At 63.6% G+C, this 22,090-nt stretch carries 25 protein-coding genes; 21 read left to right on the forward strand and 4 right to left on the reverse strand.

Annotated features, from left to right (window positions below):
- Positions 1–354: 354 nt before the first annotated feature.
- From sodC to P3C29_RS28205, 3 genes are all read right to left on the reverse strand, one after another.
- Positions 355–876, reverse strand: coding sequence for a superoxide dismutase family protein (sodC, locus tag P3C29_RS28195; RefSeq protein WP_010167047.1), 522 nt, complete (start codon positions 874–876; stop codon positions 355–357).
- Positions 877–992: 116 nt separating this feature from the next.
- Positions 993–1,445: a winged helix-turn-helix domain-containing protein gene (locus P3C29_RS28200; protein ID WP_275965995.1), complete on the reverse strand. Its 453-nt coding sequence runs from the start codon at positions 1,443–1,445 to the stop codon at positions 993–995.
- A gap of 72 nt (positions 1,446–1,517) precedes the next feature.
- Positions 1,518–4,736, reverse strand: a complete 3,219-nt coding sequence (locus P3C29_RS28205; RefSeq protein WP_275965996.1) for a type III effector HrpK domain-containing protein — start codon at positions 4,734–4,736, stop codon at positions 1,518–1,520.
- A 563-nt stretch (positions 4,737–5,299) separates the two neighbouring features.
- Between P3C29_RS28205 and P3C29_RS28210 the strand changes: the two genes are divergently transcribed.
- The 7 genes from P3C29_RS28210 (at position 5,300) to P3C29_RS28240 (ending at position 11,007) form a co-directional block, all read left to right on the forward strand.
- Positions 5,300–5,461: a hypothetical protein gene (locus tag P3C29_RS28210; protein WP_003207273.1), complete on the forward strand. Its 162-nt coding sequence runs from the start codon at positions 5,300–5,302 to the stop codon at positions 5,459–5,461.
- Between the two features lie 125 nt (positions 5,462–5,586).
- On the forward strand, positions 5,587–6,480 hold the full coding sequence (locus P3C29_RS28215; protein WP_275965997.1) for an FHA domain-containing protein: 894 nt from the start codon (positions 5,587–5,589) through the stop codon (positions 6,478–6,480).
- 28 nt (positions 6,481–6,508) lie between these two features.
- Positions 6,509–6,865 (forward strand): hypothetical protein, encoded by a 357-nt coding sequence (locus P3C29_RS28220; RefSeq protein ID WP_010167059.1) that lies wholly within the window; start codon positions 6,509–6,511, stop codon positions 6,863–6,865.
- Positions 6,865–7,200 (forward strand): tetratricopeptide repeat protein, encoded by a 336-nt coding sequence (locus P3C29_RS28225; protein WP_010167061.1) that lies wholly within the window; start codon positions 6,865–6,867, stop codon positions 7,198–7,200. Before P3C29_RS28220 ends, P3C29_RS28225 begins: the two co-directional genes overlap by 1 nt.
- Positions 7,197–9,335 (forward strand): type III secretion system export apparatus subunit SctV, encoded by a 2,139-nt coding sequence (gene sctV, locus P3C29_RS28230; protein ID WP_275965998.1) that lies wholly within the window; start codon positions 7,197–7,199, stop codon positions 9,333–9,335. Before P3C29_RS28225 ends, sctV begins: the two co-directional genes overlap by 4 nt.
- Positions 9,332–10,612, forward strand: coding sequence for a type II and III secretion system protein family protein (locus P3C29_RS28235; protein WP_010167065.1), 1,281 nt, complete (start codon positions 9,332–9,334; stop codon positions 10,610–10,612). Before sctV ends, P3C29_RS28235 begins: the two co-directional genes overlap by 4 nt.
- A 14-nt stretch (positions 10,613–10,626) precedes the next feature.
- Positions 10,627–11,007, forward strand: coding sequence for a hypothetical protein (locus P3C29_RS28240; protein WP_169389109.1), 381 nt, complete (start codon positions 10,627–10,629; stop codon positions 11,005–11,007).
- A gap of 473 nt (positions 11,008–11,480) precedes the next feature.
- On the opposite strand, the gene P3C29_RS28245 is transcribed toward P3C29_RS28240, so the two are convergent.
- Positions 11,481–12,245: a tetratricopeptide repeat protein gene (locus tag P3C29_RS28245; protein WP_275965999.1), complete on the reverse strand. Its 765-nt coding sequence runs from the start codon at positions 12,243–12,245 to the stop codon at positions 11,481–11,483.
- Positions 12,246–12,293: 48 nt separating this feature from the next.
- On the opposite strand from P3C29_RS28245, the gene P3C29_RS28250 reads away from it, so the two are divergent.
- From P3C29_RS28250 to P3C29_RS28315, 14 genes are all read left to right on the forward strand, one after another.
- Positions 12,294–12,860, forward strand: coding sequence for a type III secretion protein (locus P3C29_RS28250; RefSeq protein ID WP_275966000.1), 567 nt, complete (start codon positions 12,294–12,296; stop codon positions 12,858–12,860).
- Between the two features lie 31 nt (positions 12,861–12,891).
- Entirely contained in the window at positions 12,892–13,122 is a 231-nt protein-coding gene (locus P3C29_RS28255) for a hypothetical protein (RefSeq protein ID WP_003208330.1), read from the forward strand.
- Between the two features lie 9 nt (positions 13,123–13,131).
- Entirely contained in the window at positions 13,132–13,569 is a 438-nt protein-coding gene (locus P3C29_RS28260; RefSeq protein WP_169389107.1) for a hypothetical protein, read from the forward strand.
- A gap of 4 nt (positions 13,570–13,573) precedes the next feature.
- Positions 13,574–14,356 (forward strand): type III secretion inner membrane ring lipoprotein SctJ, encoded by a 783-nt coding sequence (gene sctJ, locus P3C29_RS28265; protein ID WP_201124787.1) that lies wholly within the window; start codon positions 13,574–13,576, stop codon positions 14,354–14,356.
- Positions 14,353–14,970: a type III secretion protein gene (locus P3C29_RS28270; RefSeq protein WP_275966001.1), complete on the forward strand. Its 618-nt coding sequence runs from the start codon at positions 14,353–14,355 to the stop codon at positions 14,968–14,970. Before sctJ ends, P3C29_RS28270 begins: the two co-directional genes overlap by 4 nt.
- Positions 14,963–15,541: a FliH/SctL family protein gene (locus tag P3C29_RS28275; protein ID WP_275966002.1), complete on the forward strand. Its 579-nt coding sequence runs from the start codon at positions 14,963–14,965 to the stop codon at positions 15,539–15,541. Before P3C29_RS28270 ends, P3C29_RS28275 begins: the two co-directional genes overlap by 8 nt.
- On the forward strand, positions 15,538–16,860 hold the full coding sequence (locus tag P3C29_RS28280; RefSeq protein ID WP_275966003.1) for a FliI/YscN family ATPase: 1,323 nt from the start codon (positions 15,538–15,540) through the stop codon (positions 16,858–16,860). The genes P3C29_RS28275 and P3C29_RS28280 overlap by 4 nt, the downstream gene beginning before the upstream one ends.
- Before the next feature lie 16 nt (positions 16,861–16,876).
- Positions 16,877–17,326: a hypothetical protein gene (locus P3C29_RS28285; RefSeq protein WP_275966004.1), complete on the forward strand. Its 450-nt coding sequence runs from the start codon at positions 16,877–16,879 to the stop codon at positions 17,324–17,326.
- Positions 17,323–18,324, forward strand: coding sequence for a type III secretion system cytoplasmic ring protein SctQ (gene sctQ, locus P3C29_RS28290; RefSeq protein WP_201124782.1), 1,002 nt, complete (start codon positions 17,323–17,325; stop codon positions 18,322–18,324). The genes P3C29_RS28285 and sctQ overlap by 4 nt, the downstream gene beginning before the upstream one ends.
- Entirely contained in the window at positions 18,321–18,974 is a 654-nt protein-coding gene (gene sctR, locus P3C29_RS28295) for a type III secretion system export apparatus subunit SctR (protein ID WP_003208316.1), read from the forward strand. Before sctQ ends, sctR begins: the two co-directional genes overlap by 4 nt.
- A gap of 10 nt (positions 18,975–18,984) precedes the next feature.
- A complete protein-coding gene (locus P3C29_RS28300) occupies positions 18,985–19,254 on the forward strand; it encodes a flagellar biosynthetic protein FliQ (protein WP_010167085.1) in 270 nt (89 codons plus the stop codon).
- Between the two features lie 6 nt (positions 19,255–19,260).
- Positions 19,261–20,073 (forward strand): type III secretion system export apparatus subunit SctT, encoded by an 813-nt coding sequence (sctT, locus tag P3C29_RS28305; RefSeq protein WP_003208312.1) that lies wholly within the window; start codon positions 19,261–19,263, stop codon positions 20,071–20,073.
- Positions 20,074–20,076: 3 nt separating this feature from the next.
- Entirely contained in the window at positions 20,077–21,123 is a 1,047-nt protein-coding gene (locus tag P3C29_RS28310; protein WP_169389100.1) for an EscU/YscU/HrcU family type III secretion system export apparatus switch protein, read from the forward strand.
- Positions 21,124–21,522: 399 nt separating this feature from the next.
- Positions 21,523–21,981, forward strand: a complete 459-nt coding sequence (locus P3C29_RS28315; RefSeq protein WP_275966005.1) for a transposase — start codon at positions 21,523–21,525, stop codon at positions 21,979–21,981.
- The last annotated feature ends 109 nt before the right edge of the window (positions 21,982–22,090 follow it).

Below are 22,090 nucleotides of genomic sequence, written 5' to 3' on the forward strand. Positions count from 1 at the left end.
TGAGTCGAGCTTGTTTTTGGAAACATCAATTCCGACGAACGCAGAGTCATGGTCCATAGCGTTTTCCTCACGTCCAACCTTGCAGAATCGGGCTTTGCGCCCAGGCAACCGTTCGGACTAGTTTAGGAAGGAACCTGCTCCGACCCATGCTCACTCACGATCTCGAAATCAGAGGGCACTACGGTCTGAAGCAGGTGAAAACAATCTTACAAGGGCACACCGAGCATTAGCGAGGTGCCGAGTGGTGGGGCAAGAGCCTTTTGGTTACTTTTGGGCTCCTTTCAAAAGTGACCCGCTGTAAGAGCGGAACCCATATCAGCCACAACCAAAATAACGGATATGCCCCCGGCCAACTCAGATCACCCCACACACCAATCGCTCACCCCCACCACCCAAAGGCTTGGGCATGTCGGAGTGATTATCCCCCCCGGCATGAATCATCAACGCCCGGCCCTTGATCTGCGCAATGGTCTTCAACCGCGGCGCCAACACCGGGTTAGTCGAAGTCCCGTCCATATTCACATACAGCGCCGGCAAATCCCCCAGATGCCCCTCGGCATACGGCCCCAAATGCTTGCCCGTTTTCTGCGGGTCAAAATGCCCACCGGCGGCCAGCGCCGCCACCTTCACGCCATCCTTCACACCCGCCTCACAGCTGCCGTTCTCATGGATATGAAACCCATGCACCCCCATCGGCAGGGACTTCAAGTCAGGAGTGAAAATCAGGCCGTACGCCGACTCACTGATGGTCACCGTACCAACAGGCTGCGGCGCGCCATCGGCACTGACGAGGTTGACCGGAACTTGCAGGGTCGCCGCCTGAGCGGTGCCAATGACGAGGAGGCTGGCCAGGCTGAGCCAATGAATGCGATTCATGAGAAGTTTCCCGAAAAGTTGATAAAAGTGAGCAGTCTCGGGAAACACAACGACCAGCCAGGCCAAATAATTCCGCTGGAAAAAACATATTTTTCCAACGGAATAATCACCACGGCTCAGCTGTTAAGCCTTTCCTGCCGCACGCTGTGCACCGGCTTCACCTCACTGCCCACACAGCGGCGACAGCTATAAACCCCCAGCACCACCGGTTTTTTCAGCGCCTCGCGCTCCACCCAGGTCGGTGCGACAAACCGATAACCCTGGCCCGTCGCCGTCGCGATATAGACCGAGTCATCGTCCCCCAACGCCCGGCGGATCGCTTTGATCTGCGCCCGCAGGTTGCATTCCTCCACCACCAGCCGTGGCCAGGCGATGTCCAGCAGTTGGGTTTTCTCCAGCAGTTCTCCAGGCCGCGAGGCGAGGGCGATCAGCAAGGTCAGGGCGCGGTTGCCCAGGCTCACCGGTTCACCGTTTTTCAGCAGCAGATGACGTCTGGGCAGCAGTCGATAAGGACCAAAGTGAATTTCAAAAGCGCTGTCTTCAAGGTGGCTGCGTTGTGAATACGTCATGTGATTAACCTTTGTGCGTGTTCAAGACACAGCCCCGCGCGGCTCCCTTTCGCGCAGGGCTGCAAGGGAGGGTCAGGTGTTGATCGCCGGGATCGGGTCGTCCGGATAGTCCCCGGGTTCTGTCGGGCCGCCGGTCAAGCCGTATTGCTTGAGCACTGGCGCCAGCTGGCCGTAGAACGCGTCCTGCGCCTTGCCATGGGCGTCGGCCAGGGCGAAGGGCAGGAAGGCGCTGCCGATGCCGCCGAGAATAGCCGTGGCGCCGCCGAGGATGCCGCTGATGGTCCCGGCCACCGCACCGATTTCCGTGGCGCCGTATAACCCGGCGCCGGCTTCCACCAGGCCGGCCACCGCCGCACCCGTGCCGAGCACGCCGGTGGCGACGGAGAAACTGCCGGTCAGGTAATCACCTTTTTTCAACGAGTCGACACCGCCAATCACCCCGATCACACCGCCGATGATCCCGCCCGCCGAGCCGATGATCTTGCCGGCCGCGCCGAGGTTGGCGATTTGCTGCGGGCTGAGCGGGCCCTTGCCCACCGGCACCTTGCCGGGGAAATCCCCAATGGTGCCGCCGTCCGGACGGTTGACCCAGGTGATGCCGTAGCCCGCTTCCTTGGCGTACTTGGTGCCGCCTTCCATTAACAGCCCGGCAAATTGCAGCCCGGCGGACACCCGGTTGGCGTCCGCCACCGGCGTGTTGCTGCCGCTGGCCGAACGCGCCATCAGCACGCCGCTCATCAGCACCGCACTGCCGATGTGCAGCAGGCCTTGCTTGAACGCCGGGCTGACGTCGCCGAACTTCATGCCTTCGATGGCCTTGGGCAGCGCGTCGGCAATCTTGTCGCCCTGGCGCCCGATGTCCCATACCGAACGCAGCATCGACACCACCTGCGCCGGGTCGATCTTGCCGCCGTCGGAGGTGACGAACATCTCGGGGTCTTTCTGCTGGGCGTCGTTGATCGCGGCGGTCACCTTGGCTTCGTCGAAGTTGCCCTTGCCGTCCCCCAGGGTGATGTTCAGGGTGTCGGTGGTCGCGCCGCCGAGCAGCGCATCGCCGAGGGCTTCGTTGAAATTCACCTGCAAGGTGGCCGCGTCATCCGCCGAGGCTTTGTCGCCAAGGAAGGCCTGGGCCGAGGCGGTGCTGGCGGCGAAGCTGCTGGCCGCCACGGTCGGGTCCATGCCGCCGGCCACCGCGTCGGTGAAGGCTTTGCCGGTCACCAATTCGTTCTTGTAGTACTGCTGGATGTTGTCGCTTTGCCCGGCCTTGTCCGCGATACCGGTCAGGTCCACATGGCCGTTGCCCCCCAGCGCCAGGTTGGCGATGGTCGTATCGTTGGCGGCGTTTTGCAGGCCCATGCCCATGTCGATCTGCTTGCCGTTCTGGTCCTTGGCATTCAGGTTGTCGGTGAGGTTTTTGCCGGTCTCGATATCGTTGGTGTAGTAGTTCTGCATCGCGACTTTCAGGGTCGGGTTGCTGTCGACGATGTCGGCCAGGGCCGGGCCGCGATTGTTTTGCAGGAAGCCTTGCACATCCGGGTCGGCCGAGAGGGTTTCGATGCCGCTTTGCAGCTGTGCCTTGATCTTGTCTTCGTTGGGGTTGAGGCCGTAGTTGGGCGAGGTGTACTTGTCCATCAGGCCGGCGTGGGGCACGTAGTCGCTCACCAGGAGGCGGGTTTGTGCATCGGTCAGTTGCACCAGTACCGCGGCTTTTTGTTCGCCGCTGTAGTTCTGCGGGTTGGCCAGGATGTCGGCGGTCAGGCCCGAGGTGTCGACACCGGCCACGGCATCACGGGTGGCGGCACCGTCGAGGAAGGTCAGGGTGTCGCTGTCGGTTTTCGGCGCCTGTTTTTCCAGCCAGGCGCCGATGTTGTCGCGGGTGCCGATGCCGTCCGACTTGCCGGTGGCCGGGTTGTCGCCGCCGGTTTCCAGGGCGTGGAACATCCCGGGTTTCGACCACATCGCCGCCGCGCCGGTCAGCTCGGTGCTCAGGGCCGAATCGCTGCCCAACGCTGCAAGGTTGTCGTTGCGCAGCATGCCGTCATTGCTGCGCTGGTTGGCGTCACCGGGGCGCATCGCCGAACCGGCGCCGGCGGCCAGGCTCTCGCTGGCCATCAGGATCGCCGCCGACTTGGCGTTGGCCTTGGCCAGGTCGCCGGGGTGGCTGCCGAGGAAACTGCCATAGGATTTCGACGCGGCGCCGAGGTCCTTGCCGGCGTTGTCGATGAAGTGGTCGACATCCGAATGGGTAATGACGTTGTCGGCCTTGCCGCGCCCGCCGGTGTCCAGCGCGGCCATCAGGCTCGGGCTGCTGGCCACGTACTTGAGCACGGCCTGGGCTTCCGGCGGCAGGGTGGTAGGCGGGTTGGCGAAGTCGATCGGTGCACCGTGCAGGCCCCAGGCGTCCCAGTTTTGCGAGAGCAATTGGGCAGCCGCCTTGGGGCGGTTCAGGTCCAGTTCTTCCTTGGTCGGCGTGCCGCTGGTGTTGCCGGTGATGGTGTCCCAGTCCTTGGCGCCCGACACGCCGAACGACGAGGTGTCGATCCAGGAGGTGTCCGAGGCGCCCGCCGCACCGGTGCTGCCGGCATACAGTTTGGCGACCTGGTCGTACAGCGCCGGGGTGATGTCCTGGGACACGATCACCTTGTCGCCGGAGGCGGTGGTGTAGCGAATCAAGCCTGGCCCGACCTCTTCGGGCGGGCCGATGTTCGCCGCCGGGTCCATGGTTTCGGTGGGGCCGGCCAGGCGGTAGCCGTCGGCCTGGCTGGCGTTGATCGCGAACAGCTTGGCCGAGTCGCCGCTGACCTGGGCAAACAGCGCAGGGGTCTCCTTCTGGCTGACCACGATTTTGTCGCCAGCGCTGGTCTCGTAGCGGATCAGCCCCGGGCCCAATTCGGTGGTGCTGCCAATCGCCTTGTAGTTGTCCAGCCCCGGCGCCACGGTGCTGGCGTCGGCTTCCTTGTAGCCGGCGCTTTTGCTGTCGGCCAGGTTCTTTTCAAGGGTCGCATCGCTCTGCTGGGCGTTGTACTGGTTGACCAATTGCTCAAACAGCCTGGGGTTGTCGATCTGCTTGAGGGTCACCGGCTTGTCGCTGCCCAGCGGGGTGTAGGTGATGCTGTTGTTCACCGGTGCCTGGACGTTCTGATAAGGCAGCGGGATGGACGGACCACGGATTTTCGAGGGGTCGAATACCGGCTTGTCGACAGCGGTGAACAGGGCTTTTTCAAACGTGCTCCGGGAGTCATCCGGGCCCTTGTTATCGGCAGGATCAAGGCCATTCGGGATCGCAGTCATAGATCACCTGGAAGTTGTTTTATATAAGTCGATATTTAGTGCAAGTGCACTAACTTGGGCGGGCGAAAGTTACGAAGTGTTATTGAGCAGGCCCGCGCCGAGCTATCAAACGCGATGATCAAGTCGGTTTTGTTACAAATGGCAATATCTGCGAAGTTGGGCAAATGGCTATTAGTTAAAAGTGTGAAGTTGTCGGCTTATTTTCCGAATAATAATGGGCGATCAACGGTTTTGCATGGAATCTGGCGGCATCGAAGTGTTCAAGAACGTTCATTTTAGATGGCGAAAGCCCCGTAATCATTGGGTTGTGGCGTGTATCGGTTTTTCAATAAAAGTTCCGCATCGGCGTGGCGATGAGATTTGCTCAACGGCACGTTGAGCCGGATTTTTCACAGCGCCCGCCGTCAACGTTTCACAAGCTTTCACAGCGAAGGCGTTTTACTCGTGAGTAGTATGGTTCCCATGCAAACCGACGGCTGCATTGCCAACTCACTGTCTGACGCGGGGAGTTCGGTTCGGTTTGCATACCGCTTAACTTCCCTATCGATGCAAGGAGATTGAACATGGCTACTACTCCACCAGTAAGTGCAGGCGGCGCCGACGACGCTATCGCGAAGATGGAAGCAACTTTCAACATGGCCATTGAGAAGTCGGCCAAGATCACCGAGATCAGCACCGCGAAAAAAGCAGAGCTCGACGCCACCAAACAGCGTCCGCAGAACTGATTCGCCATGCGGGCAGCGCCGGCGCTGCCCGCATACCTGCCTCGTCCTGCTTCACCCCGTTGCACCGTTGTTGATCGGCACAGGTGCCGTTGCGGCCTGTGATTCTCAAGGGGGCAAACCCAACCATGACAGCCTTGATTTCCCTGGGCCTGCCCGCCGTGAACGGCGCGCCGACCCTGCTTGTGACCCACGGTTTGCACCAGGGCAGTTCCCTGATGCTCGACCAGCCGGTCTACACCCTTGGCGCCGCACTGGCCGCCGACCTTCAGCTCAGCGATCCCGGGATCGCCGAGTTGCACCTGCGCCTGCGTTTTGACGGTGCCCAGGTGGCCGTCGAAGCCCTCGGCGGCGACGTACTGATCACTGGCACTGCCGGTGATATCCGCATTCCCCAAGGCAGCGGCCATCGCGCGCGGCTGCCGCTGCAACTGCGCATCGGCACGGCGGGTGTGAGCCTGGCGCTGCCGGGCAGCGCTGAAAAACCGCCTGCGGTGACGCGCACCTTCACCCCCTGGATCATCGCCACCGCCTTGCTGTTTGTGTGCGCCGGCGCCCTGGCTTTTCGCAACGATCCGCCTCAAGCGCAAACCGCAAGGCCGGTCGCCGAAAAAGCTGCGGCCAAGCCTTCTCGCGCCGAAGCCAAGGCCTGGTTCGAAGGGCAATTGCAGGCCGCCCACCTGGACGCCGTCAAGGTCAACGACATCGACGGCCAACTCAACGCCACCGGCTCCTTCGAGCGGGCGCAAAAGCCCCAGTGGGTCGCCCTGCAACAAGCGTTCGACCAGCGTTACGGCCAGCAGATCGTGCTCAACCCGCGGGTCGCGGTGCGCGCGGATGCAGCCCGGCCACGGGTGCGCTTTCAAGCGGTGTGGTTCGGCGCCAATCCCTACGTGATCAATGACAGCGGCAAGCGCCTGTACCCCGGCGCGGCCCTGGCAGACAACTGGGTGCTGGAACGCATCGAGAACAATCAGGTGATCCTCGCCCGTGGCGAAGAACGCTTCACCTTCACCCTATGACGCTGCTTTTTTCAGCTAAGGCCCCGGGATGAAAGTCGAACCCCGTCCGTTGATTCCCAGTGAGGTGCGCAGCGCACCGGTCGAGGCGATTCGCCCGGTCAACTCGCGCCAGGCCACTGCTTTTGAAGCGGTGCTGAAAACCCGCAAGGTCCAGTCCCGGCGCTCCCTGCGCAGCGACCTGGAAGAGCTCACCAGCGCTGCCGGTGTCGACTCGCTGCTGTTTGGCAGCGCCCGTTCCCTGGAGCTGCTGGAACACGTGATGCAGCACCTGTTGCCGAACCTCGACGCCGAGCCGGAAATCAAGGCACTGGCCCACGACTTGATCAGCGAGGAAATCGAGATGCGCCGCACCCTCGAACAACAGCGCTCGGAGGTCCAGGCCTGATGCCCCGGGATAACGACGACGCAGTGCAATTGCTCAAGGGCATCGGCGAGTTGTACCGGCGCAACGGCCAGTCCCAGCGCGCCCTGGTGATGCTGCTGATTGCCGTGAGCGTGGCGCCCAACGACGGCCTGCTGCTGCGCTCGCTGGTGCTGGCGTTCACCGACAGCGGTGACGCCACCCGCGCACTGTCGGCCCTGGACCGCCTGGTGGCGCTGGAAGGCGAGTCCGCCAGCCTGTTGCTGCTGCGCGCCCGCGCGCTGTGGTACGGCGAACGCAAGGACGAAGCGCGCCAGTGCTTCAAACGCTACCTGGCTGCACGGAGAGTGACGCCATGAACCTGCTCAATCGCTTGAACGGCATCGCGCGCATGGCCGCCCAGCGCACCGACGTGATCATCGTCGCGTTCATGCTGATGGCGATCGTGATGATGATCATCCCGCTGCCCACCTACCTGGTGGACATGCTGATCGGCCTGAACATCGCCCTGAGCATCCTGATCCTGATCGTCGCCTTCTACATCGGCCATTCGGTGGAATTCTCCGCGCTGCCGCCGCTGATTCTGCTCAGCACCCTGTTTCGCCTGTCGCTGTCCATCACCACCACCCGCTTGATTCTGCTGCACGGCGACGCCGGGCATATCGTCAAGGCCTTCGGTGACTTCGTGATTGCCGGCCAGGTGGTGGTGGGCATGGTGGTGTTCCTGATCATCACCGTGGCGCAGTTTGTGGTGATCACCAAGGGTGCCGAGCGGGTCGCCGAAGTGGCGGCGCGTTTCACCCTGGATGCGATGCCCGGCAAACAGATGAGCATCGACAACGACCTGCGCAACGGCGATATCGACCAGGCCGAAGCCCGCCGCCGGCGTTCGCGCCTGGAGCGTGAAAGCCAGATGTTCGGCGCGATGGACGGTGCGATGAAGTTCGTCAAAGGCGATGCGATTGCCGGGTTGGTGATCCTCGCGGTCAACCTGCTGGGCGGCATGCTGATCGGCATGATCGAGCGCGACATGGCCTTCGGCGCGGCGGTGCACACCTATTCGCTGCTGACCGTGGGTGACGGTTTGATCGCACAGATCCCGGCGCTGTTGATCTCCGTGGCGGCGGGTACCGTGGTCACGCGGGTCAACAGCGACGGCGAGGCGGGCGACCTCGGCAGCGAGATTCTCAAGCAGTTGGGCGCCAGCTACCGGGCCCTCGGTTTGACCGCATTGATCATGGTCGGCGTCAGTGTGATCCCGGGCTTTCCGACCTGGGTGTTCCTCGGGTTGTCGCTGGTGTTCGGCGGCGCGGCGTTCGTGATGTACCGCCGGCATACCCGTGAACATCAGGTAGAGCCTGAAGCCCTGATCGAGACGCTGGAGCCGGTGGTCGAAGCGCAGGCCGAGCAGGACTACGGCGTGGCGCCCGACACCCGCGTGCTGCTGACCCTCGGCAGCGCCCTGGCCCTCAGCGCGCCACGCCAGTTGCTGACCCAGCGCATTGAAGCGCTGTGTCACGACATCCGCAGCGACCTCGGCGTCGACGTGCCGGTGCCGGGCGTGCACATGGACGCCAAGGCCACGCCGGGCAGCTTCCGGGTGTCCCTGGAAGGCGTGCCGGTGAGTGAAGGCGAGATGCCGGTCAACTGCCTGCTGTTGCAGGACGATCCGGTGCACGTGCAACTGTTGGACATCACCACGCTGCACGCCGATTCACCGCTCAACGGCCGCGCTGCGCACTGGATCGAACGCCAGCACGAAGACGTGTTGCGCAACGCCGGCATCGGCTTCCTGCTGCCGGACGAGGTGCTGCGCGGCGTGCTGGAGCGCAGCCTGCGCCGCTACGCTGCAGACTTTTTGGGGATCCAGGAAACCCGCCTGCTGCTCGAACGCACCGAAGCCACGTACGGCGAACTGGTCAAGGAAGCCTTGCGCCTGGTGCCGTTGCAGCGGGTGGCCGAAACCCTGCGCTTGCTGGTGGGCGAGGGCGTGTCGATCCGCAATCAACGGGCCTTGCTCGAAGCCATGGTGGAGTGGGGCGCCCGGGAAACCGATGCCGGCCGCCTGGCCGAACACCTGCGCGCTGCGTTGGCGCGGCAGATCAGCCACCAGTACGCCGACCGCAATCGGGTGATTGGCGCATTGGTATTGGCGCCCGGTCTGGAAGACCAGTTGCGTGCGTCCCTGCGTCGCCAGGAACCCAGCCGTGAAGTGATCCCTGAAGAGGTCAACCGCGCCTTGCTCGCCCAACTGCGCCAGGCCTGCGACAAAACCACCGAAGCCAACAGCGCGGTATTGCTGGTGCACCCGGAATTGCGCCGTAGCCTGCGTCGCCTGGTGCTGCGCGGCGAACTGGAGCTGGCGGTGTTGTCGTTTCGCGAGCTGGCCACTGAATACAACCTGCAAGCGCTGGTGACCATCAGCCTCACCGATATCTCCAACCGCCGTGCACCTGCCGCGGCTTCCGTCACTTCCCTGGCGTCTGCCTCATGATCCGTTTTTGTCTGTTGTTGCTGACGTTGACCTCGTTTTTTTGCAATGCCCAGGACATCGCCAACGGTGCCCAGGGCTCTATCAGCCTGGCTTCCGGTGAAGGCCGGATCCTTCATTTTGTGGCGCCCGTGGAGTCGGTGCTGGTGGCCGAACCGGGGATTGCCGACCTGCAAGTGGTGTCGCCGGGGGTGATTTATATCTTCGGCAAGGCCCCGGGCAATACCAGCCTGATCGCTCTCGGCGGCGACGGCAAACAGCTCGCCAGCCTGACGCTGGCCGTCAGCAGCGCGACCCAGGCGGTGACCGCGCCGATGCAGGAATTGCACCCCGGCAATGGCGCGCAGATCAGCGGTGCCGGCAACCGCCTGATCGCCAAGGGCACGGTGCGTTCGGTGGGCGAAGCGACGGACTTGAACGCGTTGCTCAACCCCCAGGGCCAGGGTTTCCAGAGTGCGGTCAACACCACGGAATATGCCGGTGCGGCCCAGGTCAATTTGCGTGTCAGGTTCGCTGAAGTATCCCGCTCGGAACTGCTGCACTACGGCGTGAACTGGAACGCGATGTTCAGCAACGGCACCTTCTCCTTCGGCCTGATTACCGGCGGGCCGCTGGCAGCAGCCACGGCTGGTGGCCTGGCGGCAGCGGGCAGCGGCTCGGGCAACACCAATATCGACGGCATGCTCGACGCGTTGCAGGCCAACGGGATCCTGCAAATTCTGGCCGAGCCGAATATCACTGCCATGACCGGGCAAACCGCGAGCTTTCTGGCGGGGGGTGAAGTGGCGATTCCGGTACCGGTGAATCGGGACCTGGTGGGCATCGAATACAAGTCCTTCGGCGTGTCGCTGCTTTTCAACCCGACGCTGCTGCCCAACGGCCGGATCGCCCTGCAAGTGCGCCCGGAGGTCAGCAGTGTGGTGAGTGGCGGCACGGTGGATTTCGGCAATTTCCATGTGCCGTCGTTCAGCGTGCGCCGCGCCGATACGCGGGTAGAAGTGGGCAGCGGGCAGACCTTTGCGATTGCCGGCTTGTTCCAGCGCGAGAGCAGCCAGGACATCGAAAAGCTGCCGTTGCTGGGCGACTTGCCGATCCTGGGCAACCTGTTTCGCTCCAAGCGTTTTCAGCGCAACGAAACCGAGTTGGTGATTTTGATCACGCCGTACCTGGTGGAGCCGGTGCGCAGTCGCACCCTGGCCACACCGCTCGACGCGCAGCCCGCGACCGCTGCGGCAACGGGGCCGCGCAGCGGTGGGGCGTTTGGTTTCTACATGAATTGATGAGGGGGCATGGCATGAAAGTTTCGCGTTTGTTGATGTGTTTGCCCCTGTTGGTGATGGGCTGCAAGACGCACCTGGCGCCGGTGTATTACTCGCCGCAGTATCAGGCGGACGGGTTGCCGAGCCAGTGCCAGCAGCCGCCGGCCAAGGATGAGATCGGGCTGGATGAGGATTTCAAGGCGACCTTGCCGTTGGGCTGTGCCAACAATCTGAATCTGATGCAGATGGTGGAGCAGCGCCAGGATTTGAATCAGGGGCGGGCCACCGGGCCTGCGATGGCGGCGCCGGTCGGGCGGGCGGCGCAGGTGTATATCGAGGGGTTTGACCGGGAGCAGTTGCAGCGGCGGCAGGCTCAGCAAGAGGCCAAGGCTGGCGCACCGGGAGGCGAGCAATGACTCCCCGTGCACATTCCCCCTGTAGGAGCTGGCTTGCCAGCGATAGCGGTATTCCAGCCCCAGCAAATCTATCTGTCACACCGCAATTCAAATGTGGGAGCGGGCTTGCTCGCGAAGGCGGCCTAACGGTCGGTGAGTTTCTTGAAGCAGACCGAGTACATATCCATTCCTGCGGTAACGGCCACTTAGGGTTCCGCTCTTACAGCGGGTCACTTTTGGCAAACGCCCCAAAAGTAACCAAAAGGTCTTTGCCCCACCACTCGGTGCCTCGCCCAGGCTCGGCATGCCCGCAATCAGACCCGATTCCGCGGGCCGCCGCGACGGCCCGTCCCTGGCCCGTCGCGGCTAAACCGGCATCCTTGCCGGTTTACCCGCTACACCGGGCCTGCTTGCGGCCATCGTGGTTGACGGGGCCTGATAGATCAAAAGCAACATCAAAAGCAGTGCAACAGCAAGATCAAAAGTTGTTGGGTTTAGTGCGTATCCACCAGCCCCAACTCCCGCGCCTGTGCAACCGGGTCGCTGATGGCTTTGATGCGGTTGGCTTCGGCAACCAGCCGTACTCGCTCAGCCGCCGGGATATCGTCCAGCGGCAAGCTGGCCACTCGTTGTTCGTAACCCGCCAATACCAGCACCAACAACTCATTGCGCTGATGCCGTGGCAAGGCGCGGGGCGATTGGGTGACGGGGGCGATGGTGTCCAACGCCTGCTGCGCCTGGCCGCCCAGGGCGTAGGCCAGGGCCAGGTTGCAGCGGCTGTCGAGGTCGTCGGGTTGCAGGCTCAGGCTTTTGGCGAATGCGGTTTGTGCCGTCATCGCCTGGCCGTTCAGCACGTGGGCAATGCCCAGCCGGGTGTAGGCGACCGGCGAGTGGCTGGCCTCGGCGGCTTGCCCCAGGGCCGTCACGGCGCGCTGGGTTTTGCCCAGTCGCAGTTGCGCGGTGCCCAACCCCAACAAGGCGTCGGCGTTGTGGGCCTGAAGGCCGAGGGCCTGCTGGAAGGCGCGCTCGGCACCGGCCGCATCATTGCCGTCGAGCCGCGCCTGGCCGAGTTTGAGCCACAGGTCGATGCCGGCGCCCGGTTGCTGGGCCGCACGTTCATACAGCGCCGCCGCGCTGGCGTAGTCGCCACGTTTGTTCAGGTCGTTGGCCAGCTTTACCGAGCGGTCGGAATCGCTCGGCGCGGTGCTGGAACAGGCGGCCAGCAGCAGGCTGCCGGCAAGCAAAAAGTGTTTGGTCATCGTCACAACTCGTTGGGCGAAGGCGGACGCCATGTAAGCATATTTTCCATGGCGCTCCTATGTCTGTCGGTGCTGTTTGGCGCCTCGATCGCCCACGCCGACGAAGAGCCCGAATGGTTCGCCAAACCCTACGCCTACGTGCTGGTGGACCAGGACGTGCGCGCCGCCCTCGAAGAGTTCGGCCACAACCTCGACATCCCGCTGGTGCTCTCCGACAAGGTTCGCGGCAAGGCCCGCAGCACTGTGCGCGCCGCCACCGCCGGGGAGTTCCTGCAGACGCTGTGCAGCACCAACGGCCTGACCTGGTACTTCGACGGCAACCTGCTGTACCTCAATGCCAGCGACGAAATCACCACCAAGCTGTTCAAGGCCAGCGCCCTGAACCTGGACCAGCTGCAGGCTTATTTGAACAACCTCGACGTCTTCGGCCAGCAGTTGTCGATGCGCAACGGCCCCGAGGGCGATGAAGTCTTCGTGTCCGGGCCGCCGCCGTACCTGGCGCTGGTCCAGCAGCATGTGGATCACCTGCAACCCAAGGCCGCCGCGCCCGTTGTGGCACGCGAGCAGGGCGTGCGGGTATTTCGCGGCGCCCAGGTGAGCACCGAAACCCCTTGATTTACCTCAACCCCAGCAAAGGAGCATGACCATGTCCGTAACCGCCGTAGACAGCAACCTCGCCCCCGGTGGCGCCAGCCCTGAAGCCAAGTTCAACGCCGCGGTGGATAACGCCAAGAGCGCCGACAAACCGGAGATGACCGACGCCGAGTTCACCGATGCCCTGATCACCCAGGCGGTCACCATCGGCGGTCAATTCATCATCATGCCCAAGGCGCAGGAAATGCTGAATGACGCCATGTCCGATGACGACGAAGAGTAGGGCGCACCCATGACCATCAGTCTCGCAGCCAGCGCCACGGCCTTGCCGCCGTCCGCCGGCGCGGGGCCCGCCGGGGCCTCGCAGAATCTGTTCGAGCACATGGCCAATACGGCCAAGGGCATGCCCGAAGGCGCGAGCCCCCATCAGATCGGCTCGGGCCTGATGGAGCGCCTGAACAGTTTTATCGACCGCTCCCGGACCTTTTCCGAGCGCGCCGATTTGCTCACCAATAACCCGTCGGCGCCACCCCAAGTGGCCGCTGCGGACATCCGCACCTCGGGTGCCTCTTCCACTGCAGAACCGGGCAAGAAAGTCGCCGAGCAGCAGGTCGACCAGATCGTCCATTCACTGGGCAAGATGTTCGACTACTCCATCGAAACCCAGATGGTGGTGCGCGGTGCGACGCAGATTTCCGGTTCCGCCAACACGCTGCTCAAGGGTCAATAACGCCATGCCAAGCCCGAATCGTGCCCTGCGCCTGCTGCTGATCGGCCTGCTCGCCAGCCTCTTGCAGGCCTGCGACATGGACCTCTACACCAACCTCAGCGAGCGCGACGCCAACGCCATGGTCGCCGTGTTGCTGCGCGACGGTATTCCCGCGACGCGCAAGGTGCAGGACAACGGCCAGTTGAAAGTGGTGGTCGACGAACAGCGTTTCGCCGAAGCCATGACCCTGCTGGATAACGCTGGGCTGCCGCAGCAGAGCTTTTCCAACATGGGCGAGGTGTTCAAGGGCAACGGCCTGGTGTCGTCGCCGGTGCAGGAACGGGCGCAGATGATCTACGCCTTGAGCGAAGAGCTGTCCCACTCGGTGTCGCAGATCGACGGCATCGTCTCGGCGCGGGTGCACGTGGTGCTGCCCGACAATGACCTGCTCAAGCGCGTGATCTCACCGTCGTCGGCCTCGGTGCTGGTGCGCTACGACCCGGGCACCGACATCAACACCCTGATCCCGCAGATCAAGACCCTGGTGGCCAACGGCATTTCTGGCCTGAGCTACGAGGGCGTGTCGGTGACGGTGATCAAGGCCGCGGTGTCCGTCAGCCAGAACCCGGCCCAACCGCGACTCGCGCGCTTCATGGGCTTGTGGCTGCTGGAAGACAACCTCAACCAGGCGCGGTTGTTGTTCGGCGGTTTGCTGCTGGTCGCCCTGGGCGCCGGTGGCGTGCTGGCCCGCCAGTATTGGGCGCGCCGCCAGTCCCAGGCGTTGTATGTGCTCAAGGAGGGTGAATGAGCCTGGTTGAACGTTGGCAGGGCCTGATCGCCCAGCCGTTGCAGTTCGTGCGCCAGCAAAGCCTGGGCGAGTGTTTCGGCGAAGGCCTGCCGGCCGAGGTGCTGCAAGCCCTGCACGGGCAGGCGCGGTTTCGGTCGCGGCTGGAGCAGTGGCTGGCCAGTCATTATCAATTGGCGCCGCTGGCGCATCTGGTCACCCCGCCGGCTGCCGATTTACCGGTGTTGCTGCTGAACCCGGCGCAATTCGAGCGGCTGCCGAGGCTGTGTGGCGCGATCTGGCATGCCTCCACCCTGAGCCGGGAGATCCGCCGCGAGGTGGTCAATGAACTGCGCGATGGCCTCGGCCAGGCAGCCTTTGCCCTGGCCCTGGCGCACCGCCAGTTGGGCGGCGCGGCCGACCTGCTGCGCGAGCCCGCCGAGTTGATCGACGCCATCGACCGCGATGGCCTCACCTGTGTCGCGGCCTGGCTGCAGGCCCAGCCCGCCGAGTTGCAGGGCTGGCTGCAACTGCGGTTTGTCGCGCCGAAAGGTTATAGCGGGCGCTTGCCCCGCGACCTGGAAATTGTCCAGACCGTGGCCGCCCGGTTGCTCGCCGAGGAGCTTGCCCATGAGTGAATTACCCAGCCGTCCCGCCGCGCGGATTTTGCGCGCCGAAGAAGCGGCGTTGTGGACCGATGGCTTTGCCTTTGTGCAAGCCGCCAGGGACCACGCCGAGCAGATCAAGGCCGACAGTGACCAGTGGCTGCACAGCGCGCGTGCTGAAGGTTTTGAACGTGCACGCAAAGAAGGCGCAGAGCAGGTCGCGCAGTTGCTGCTGGAGACCCAGGCCCAGGTGCAGCATTACCTCGCCGGGCTGGAAGCGTCGCTGGCGGACCTGGCCCTGGGCATTGTGCGTGAAGTGCTTGGCGAGCTGGACGACACCGACCGTGTGGTGCGTTGCACGCGCCAGGCCCTGAGCGCGTTTCGCCAGGGCCAGGCCTTGACCTTGTGGGTGCCGCCCACCGAAGTGAATGCCTTGCGCCAACAACTCCTCAAGGACGGCATCGCCGTGGAGGCCGACGCGCAACTGAGTGCCGGCCAGGCCCGCCTGAGCAGCCCGGCGGGTTCGGTTGAGCTGGGGCTGGAGGCCCAACTGCAGACCTTGCGCCGCAGCCTGTTGCCCTTCGCCGAAGAGGGCGTGGCATGAACCTCAACCACTTGCTGCCGCGCCTGACCGAGCGGCTGTCCCAGGCGCGCTTGCGTCCGATGCAGGGCACCGTGCTGAGTATTCGCGGGGTGTTGTTGCGGGCCAGTGTGGCCGGCGCGAGCATCGGTGAGCTGTGCCACCTGCGCGACCCGGTCAGCGGCCGCAGCCTCAGTGCCGAGGTGATCGGCTTCGATGGTGACGAAGCGATCCTGTCGCCTATCGGTTCCATGGAAGGCCTGTCGACCCGCACCCAGATCATCGCCACCGGTGAAAGTCTCGGCGTGGCGGTGGGGGATGCGCAACTGGGGCGGGTGATCAGCCCCATGGGCGAGTTTCTCGACGGTGACGGCGTGCCGCCGACCCTGAACTTGCAGACCTATCCCTTGCATGCCGAGCCACCGGCGCCGTTCTCCCGGCAATTGATCGTGCGTTCCATGGCCCTGGGCATTCGCTCCATCGACGGCTTGCTGACCCTCGCCCAGGGCCAGCGCATGGGCATCTTCGGCGAGCCCGGCGTGGGCAAATCCTCGTTGCTGGCGAGCATCATCCGCAACAGCGAGGCCGATGTGATTGTGATCGGCCTGATCGGCGAGCGGGGCAGGGAAGTGCGCGAACTGCTGGACGTGCAACTGGACGCCCAGGCCCGCGCACGTACGGTCGCTGTTGTCGCCACGTCTGATCGTCCCGCCGCCGAGCGGGTGCGTGCGGCCTTTGTCGCCACCACCCTGGCCGAGTACCACCGCGACCAGGGCCGCAACGTGCTACTGCTGATGGACAGCCTCACCCGGTTCGCCCGGGCCCAGCGCGAGATCGGCCTGGCGGTGGGTGAGCCGCCGACCCGGCGCGGTTATCCGCCGTCGTTTTTTGCCACCTTGCCCAAGCTGCTGGAGCGCGCCGGGCCGGGCCCCAGCGGCAGCATCACCGCGCTCTACACCGTGCTCACCGAAGGCGATGCCGCCAGCGATCCGGTGGCCGAGGAAGCGCGTTCGATCCTCGACGGGCATATCGCCCTGAGCGCCGAACTGGCCCAGCGCAACTACTTCCCGGCGGTGGACGTGCTGCGCAGCCGCAGTCGGTTGATGGAGCAGGTGGCCGGTGACGAGCACAAGCGCCTGGCAATGCGCATCCGTGAACTGATGGCGCGCTACGGCGAAATTGAAATGCTGATCCGCGTTGGCGAGTACTCCGCCGGCAGCGACCCGCTGGCCGATGAGGCGATCACTCGCCACAGCGCGATCGAAGCCTTCCTGCGCCAGAACGCCGACGAGCCCAGCAGCCCCGAACACACCTTGATCCGCATGCGCCAGGTGCTGGCATGACGATGGAGAGCAACCCATGAAGACCGAACAACTGCGCACCCTGCAAACCCTGCGGGTGCTGCGTGAACAACGGGCGGCCAGCCAGTTGGCGGCGCAACAGCAACGCTGCGCGCAGACCCACGGCGCCTTGACCGACGCCAAAGAGCAATTGCGCCGGCACCGCGAAGCCGTTGCCCGTGAAGCCGGCGAGATTTACGCCTCGCTGACCGAAGGCCTGTCGGTGGCCAGTTGGCAGGCGGCCCAGGATCGCCTGCGGGGCTTGTCCGACGATGAGCAACTGCTTGAGGGTGACGTCAGCCACGTATCCGGCACCCTGCAAACCCAAGAGCGTGAGCGCGACCTGTTCCGTCAGGAACGCCTGAACCGCCAGCGCCAGTCCGACGCCTGGCAAAGCCTGCTGGACGGCCGCGAAAGCAGCGAGCGGGTCGCCGGTGAATTGCGCGAAGAGCAAGGGCTCGGCACATGATCGTGGCCCTTGCCGACCCGCTGGCGCCCTGGCTTGAACACTACGACCCGGCGTTGCTCGCGGTGCATAACCAACTGCACCGCCGGCGCCACGCGTGGCAGGGCGGGTGCGCCGGCCAGGACCTGAGCGTCGCCTGGGCCGCCGATCCCCAGCCGCTGAAAACACCCCGGGATGTATGGCTGCTACTCGGGCAATCCCCGGCGCGCCTGCGGCTCTCGGCCGACACGGTGGAGCAGGTGCTGGTGCCGTTGGCGTTGCAGTTCGACGCGCAGGTGCTGCCGTCATTGCCGCGCTCGTTGCTGCTGGAGTTGGCGGTGCTGGATTTGATCGAGCGCCTTGAGCAGTTGCTCGGCCACCCGGTGCAGTTGCTCGATGCCAGTGACGATCAGCGGCCTTACGCCGTGCACCTGGCGCTGACCTTGACCTTCGGCAACAGCCCACCCATGGCCGCCCAGTTGGACTTGAGCGAAAGCGCCGCGCTGCTGGTGGCGCAGATGCTGGAGCAACACGGCCAGATTGAGGCCGACCCTTTACCCGCGCTGCGCCAGACCCTGGCGGTGGTGGCCGGGCGGCAATGGCTGAGCCTCGGCGAATTGCGCAGCTTGCAGCCTGGCGATGTGTTGATGCTCGAACCCGGCAGTGGCTGGTTGCTGGACCTTGAGGGCCGCCTGCAAGCCCGCTGCCAGCGCGACGGCTCGTCGCTGCAGCTACAGGAATCTTTGAAATCGCCCCTTTTGGACATGGAGAACACAATGACTGATGTCGATGCCGCCGCGGCCCTGGACGATTTGCCCCTCAAGCTGGTGTGCCAGGTCGGCAGCCTGGAACTGACCCTGGCGCAACTGCGGGAACTGGGCGCGGGCAGCCTGCTGCAACTCAATACCCCCACGGTGGATGGCGTCGACCTGATGGTCAACGGCCGCCGCGTCGGCCAGGGCCAACTGGTGAAAATCGGTGACGGCCTGGGCGTACGCCTGCTGAGTTTCGCCACCCCATGACCGGTTATCAGCCGAACCTGATCGAGATCATCCTGGTGGTCGCCACCATCGGGTTGATCCCGTTGGCGGTGGTGACCCTCACCGGGTTCATGAAAATCTCGGTGGTGCTGTTCCTCATCCGCAACGCCCTGGGCGTGCAGCAGACGCCGCCGAACCTGGTGCTGTACGGCATCGCGCTGATTCTGTCGGTGTACGTCACCACGCCGTTGATTGGCGACATGTACCGCCAGGTGGAGGGGCGCGACCTCAATATCGAGCACGTCGAGCAACTCAAGGACCTTGGCGATGCCTTGCGCCCGCCGTTGCAGGCGCACCTGGCGCGCTTTGCCAACGAGTCCGAGCGCGGTTTTTTCGTGCAGGCCACCGAGACCATCTGGTCGCCGGAAGCCCGTGCCGACTTGCGGGATGACGACCTGGTGGTACTGATCCCGGCGTTCGTCAGCTCGGAACTGACCCGGGCCTTCGAGATCGGGTTCCTGCTGTACATCCCGTTTCTGGTGGTGGACTTGCTGGTGTCCAACGTGTTGATGGCGATGGGCATGTCGATGGTCTCGCCGAACCTGATTTCGATCCCGCTGAAAATCTTCCTGTTCGTGTCATTGAGCGGCTGGTCGCGCCTGATGCACGGTTTGATTCTGAGTTACGGCTGAGGCACGACCCATGGGCCAGGACGTTTTCCTGTCATTGATGAAACAGGCACTGATGACCGTGCTGATGCTCTCTGCGCCGGCGCTGGGGGTGGCGATTATTGTCGGCTTGAGCGTGGGGCTGTTCCAGGCACTGACGCAGATCCAGGACCAGACCCTGCCCCAGGTGGTGAAGCTGGTGGCGGTGTTGCTGACCATCGTGTTCCTGGGCCCTGTGCTGGCCGGGCAAGTGGCGGAGCTTGGTGGCCAGGTGCTGGACAACTTTCCCTTGTGGACGCGCTGACCGCCCATGGATGCCAGCCTTACCGCGCAGTTTCTTGAAGTCGCCTACCCGGTGATCAGCTCGGCCTCGCTGGCGGCGTGCCGGGCCATGGGCGTGGTGGTGATCACCCCGGCGTTCAACCGCCTGGGGCTGACCGGGATGATTCGGGGTTGCGTGGCCGTGGCCATTTCGATCCCGATGTTCATGCCGGTGTTCGACGCCATGACCTCGATGCCCAACCACGGCAGCCTGTTTATCGCCGGGTTGCTGATCAAGGAATTCCTGATCGGCATCCTGATCGGCCTGTTGTTCGGCATCCCGTTCTGGGCGGCGGAAGTGGCGGGGGAGTTGATCGACCTGCAGCGCGGTTCGACCATGGCGCAACTGGTGGACCCGCTGTCCACCGGGGAATCGAGTGTGATGTCCACCTTGCTGACGGTAATGCTGATCACACTGTTCTTCATGTCCGGCGGTTTTATCCTGATGGTCGACGGCTACTACCACAGCTACCAGTTGTGGCCGGTAACCGCGTTTACCCCGGTGTTCGCCAGCTCGGCGTTGCTGGCGGTGCTGTCGATTCTCGACCAGATCATGCGGGTCGGGGTGCTGATGGTGTCGCCGCTGATCATCTCGCTGCTGGTCACCGATTTGATGCTGGCGTACCTGTCGCGGATGGCGCCGAACCTGCATATTTTCGACCTGTCGTTGCCGGTGAAAAATCTGTTTTTCTCGATCCTGATGGTGATCTACATCGGCTTCCTGATTCCGTTGATGCTGGACCAGCTGGCGGAATTTCGCGGCACGGTGGAGCTGCTGAAAACCCTGGCGGGCATGGAGTAGGGCATGGGCGATACCAGCGAAGAAAAATCCCAGCCGGCCACGGACAAAAAACTCAAGGACGCGCGCAAAAAAGGCCAGGTCGCCAAGAGCCAGGACCTGGTCTCGGGCATGGTCATCCTGTTTTGCACCCTGTGCATTTCCATCCTCGCGCCCCGGGCCCAGGCCCAGGTCACGGCGCTGATCGACCTCACCGCACAGATCTACATCGAACCCTTTGCCACCGTGTGGCCACGGGTGCTGGACCATGCCGAGCAACTGGTGATCGGCATCACCCTGCCGGTGATGGCGGTGACGACCGGGGTGGTGATCCTGACCAATATCATCACCATGCGTGGCTTTGTGTTCTCCGTGGAACCGATCAAGCCCGAGTTCAAGCGCATCAACCCGGCGGAAGGCTTCAAGAAGCTGTTTGCCTTGCGCAACTTTGTGGAGTTCATCAAGGGCTTGATCAAGGTGCATGTGCTGGCCGTGGCGTTCTACGTGGTGGGGCGGCATGCGTTGCAGGCGCTGATGGAGTCCTCGCGGTGTGGCGCCGGGTGTATCGAATCGACGTTTTTCCTGGTGCTCAAGCCGCTGGTGTTCACCGTGCTCGCGGCCTTCATCCTGGTGGGCGGGGTGGACGTGCTGATGCAGCGCTGGCTGTTCGGCCGCGACATGAAAATGACCCGCAGCGAGACCAAGCGCGAGCGCAAGGACATTGATGGCGACCCGCTGATCAAGAGCGAACGGCGGCGCCAGCGCCAGGAGATGCAGGCGTTGGCCACCAAACTGGGGCTGGGCCGGGCGTCGATGATGATTGGCACCACCGATGGCTGGGTGATTGGTGTGCGTTATGTACGTGGCGAGACACCGGTGCCGGTGGTGGTATGCCGGGCGGCGCCGGAGGAAGCGTTGGGGATGTTGCAGGAAGCGTTTGACCTCGGCATACCGCAGGCGCCGGACAGGGGGTTGGCGGAGGCGATTGCCAGGAAGACCGTACCGGGAGACCCGGTGCCGGATGCGTCGTTCCAGGCGGTGGCGGACTGGTTGGTGGCAGCGCGGTTGATCTGATCGTTGCGTCTTGCATTGATTGGCTGTTGTGGTGAGCGGGCTTCTTATAGTGATCTGGGCTTTCTGTGGTGAGCCTGGCTTTCTGTGGTGAGCGGGCTTGCTGTGGTGAGCGGGCTTGCCCCGCGCTGGGCTGCGAAGCAGCCCCAAAACCTGACGCTTCAATTTGCCTGGCAAGACGCGGTGTTCTTGATAGGGCCGCTTCGCAGCCCGGCGCGGGGCAAGCCCGCTCACCACAGCAAGCCCAGCCCACTACAACAGTCCTGCTTACCACGGAGGGGAGGTGGCACTCAGTTCCATGAACCCACGCATCAGATATATCCAGTCACCTTGTGCCACTGGCTCACTGGCAACCACGCGCTAGCGTTAATGCTCTTTAGGACCTTTTCCTGGAGCAATGGAATGCGCCCCACCCCCCAATCTCATCGCTTGCGCCAGGGCCGTTACTCAGAGCCCGGACGCAGCTACCTCATCACCATCGTCGTCCATCACCGCCAGCGGCTGTTCCGCGATTTGTTCCTTGGCCGTCTACTGGTTGCCGAGTTCCGGCGGGCTCAAGAGTCAGGGCTGGTCGACTCCCTGGCCTGGGTTATCATGCCTGATCATATCCATTGGTTATTCGAGCTGAAGCAACAAACGTTGGCCGATGTAGTGCGCCGTACCAAATCCCGCAGCACGTTAACCATCAATCAGCGCCGTCACAGCAAAGAGCGGGTGTGGCAGCCGGGTTATCACGATAGGGCTGTGCGGGCAGAGGATGACATTCGCAAAATGGCTCGCTATATCATTGCTAATCCGTTGCGCGCCGGGTTGGTTGAGCATGTAGGCGACTATTCGCTTTGGGATGCCTGCTGGATCTGATGCTTGGGATTAGGCGTGTGGTTGGTGGCGCTGTTGTGGTGAGCCTGGCTTTCTGTGGTGAGCTGGGCTTTCTGTGGTGAGCGGGCTTGCCCCGCGCTGGGCTGCGAAG

The sequence above is a fragment of the Pseudomonas sp. 1912-s genome, assembly GCF_029269205.1.
GTDB lineage: Bacteria > Pseudomonadota > Gammaproteobacteria > Pseudomonadales > Pseudomonadaceae > Aquipseudomonas.

Excerpts from the sequence above, each read along its gene's own strand:
- P3C29_RS28270 (WP_275966001.1), top strand. The coding sequence starts at position 14,353 with ATGAGCCTGGTTGAACGTTGGCAGGGCCTGATCGCCCAGCCGTTGCAG.
- sodC (WP_010167047.1), bottom strand. The coding sequence starts at position 876 with ATGAATCGCATTCATTGGCTCAGCCTGGCCAGCCTCCTCGTCATTGGC.
- P3C29_RS28215 (WP_275965997.1), top strand. The coding sequence starts at position 5,587 with ATGACAGCCTTGATTTCCCTGGGCCTGCCCGCCGTGAACGGCGCGCCG.
- sctR (WP_003208316.1), top strand. The coding sequence starts at position 18,321 with ATGACCGGTTATCAGCCGAACCTGATCGAGATCATCCTGGTGGTCGCC.
- sctJ (WP_201124787.1), top strand. The coding sequence starts at position 13,574 with ATGCCAAGCCCGAATCGTGCCCTGCGCCTGCTGCTGATCGGCCTGCTC.
- P3C29_RS28225 (WP_010167061.1), top strand. The coding sequence starts at position 6,865 with ATGCCCCGGGATAACGACGACGCAGTGCAATTGCTCAAGGGCATCGGC.
- P3C29_RS28210 (WP_003207273.1), top strand. The coding sequence starts at position 5,300 with ATGGCTACTACTCCACCAGTAAGTGCAGGCGGCGCCGACGACGCTATC.
- P3C29_RS28285 (WP_275966004.1), top strand. The coding sequence starts at position 16,877 with ATGAAGACCGAACAACTGCGCACCCTGCAAACCCTGCGGGTGCTGCGT.
- P3C29_RS28250 (WP_275966000.1), top strand. The coding sequence starts at position 12,294 with ATGGCGCTCCTATGTCTGTCGGTGCTGTTTGGCGCCTCGATCGCCCAC.
- P3C29_RS28300 (WP_010167085.1), top strand. The coding sequence starts at position 18,985 with ATGGGCCAGGACGTTTTCCTGTCATTGATGAAACAGGCACTGATGACC.
- P3C29_RS28275 (WP_275966002.1), top strand. The coding sequence starts at position 14,963 with ATGAGTGAATTACCCAGCCGTCCCGCCGCGCGGATTTTGCGCGCCGAA.
- P3C29_RS28255 (WP_003208330.1), top strand. The coding sequence starts at position 12,892 with ATGTCCGTAACCGCCGTAGACAGCAACCTCGCCCCCGGTGGCGCCAGC.
- P3C29_RS28260 (WP_169389107.1), top strand. The coding sequence starts at position 13,132 with ATGACCATCAGTCTCGCAGCCAGCGCCACGGCCTTGCCGCCGTCCGCC.
- sctV (WP_275965998.1), top strand. The coding sequence starts at position 7,197 with ATGAACCTGCTCAATCGCTTGAACGGCATCGCGCGCATGGCCGCCCAG.
- P3C29_RS28315 (WP_275966005.1), top strand. The coding sequence starts at position 21,523 with ATGCGCCCCACCCCCCAATCTCATCGCTTGCGCCAGGGCCGTTACTCA.
- P3C29_RS28310 (WP_169389100.1), top strand. The coding sequence starts at position 20,077 with ATGGGCGATACCAGCGAAGAAAAATCCCAGCCGGCCACGGACAAAAAA.
- P3C29_RS28220 (WP_010167059.1), top strand. The coding sequence starts at position 6,509 with ATGAAAGTCGAACCCCGTCCGTTGATTCCCAGTGAGGTGCGCAGCGCA.
- P3C29_RS28235 (WP_010167065.1), top strand. The coding sequence starts at position 9,332 with ATGATCCGTTTTTGTCTGTTGTTGCTGACGTTGACCTCGTTTTTTTGC.
- P3C29_RS28245 (WP_275965999.1), bottom strand. The coding sequence starts at position 12,245 with ATGACCAAACACTTTTTGCTTGCCGGCAGCCTGCTGCTGGCCGCCTGT.
- P3C29_RS28240 (WP_169389109.1), top strand. The coding sequence starts at position 10,627 with ATGAAAGTTTCGCGTTTGTTGATGTGTTTGCCCCTGTTGGTGATGGGC.
- P3C29_RS28200 (WP_275965995.1), bottom strand. The coding sequence starts at position 1,445 with ATGACGTATTCACAACGCAGCCACCTTGAAGACAGCGCTTTTGAAATT.
- P3C29_RS28205 (WP_275965996.1), bottom strand. The coding sequence starts at position 4,736 with ATGACTGCGATCCCGAATGGCCTTGATCCTGCCGATAACAAGGGCCCG.
- sctQ (WP_201124782.1), top strand. The coding sequence starts at position 17,323 with ATGATCGTGGCCCTTGCCGACCCGCTGGCGCCCTGGCTTGAACACTAC.
- P3C29_RS28280 (WP_275966003.1), top strand. The coding sequence starts at position 15,538 with ATGAACCTCAACCACTTGCTGCCGCGCCTGACCGAGCGGCTGTCCCAG.
- sctT (WP_003208312.1), top strand. The coding sequence starts at position 19,261 with ATGGATGCCAGCCTTACCGCGCAGTTTCTTGAAGTCGCCTACCCGGTG.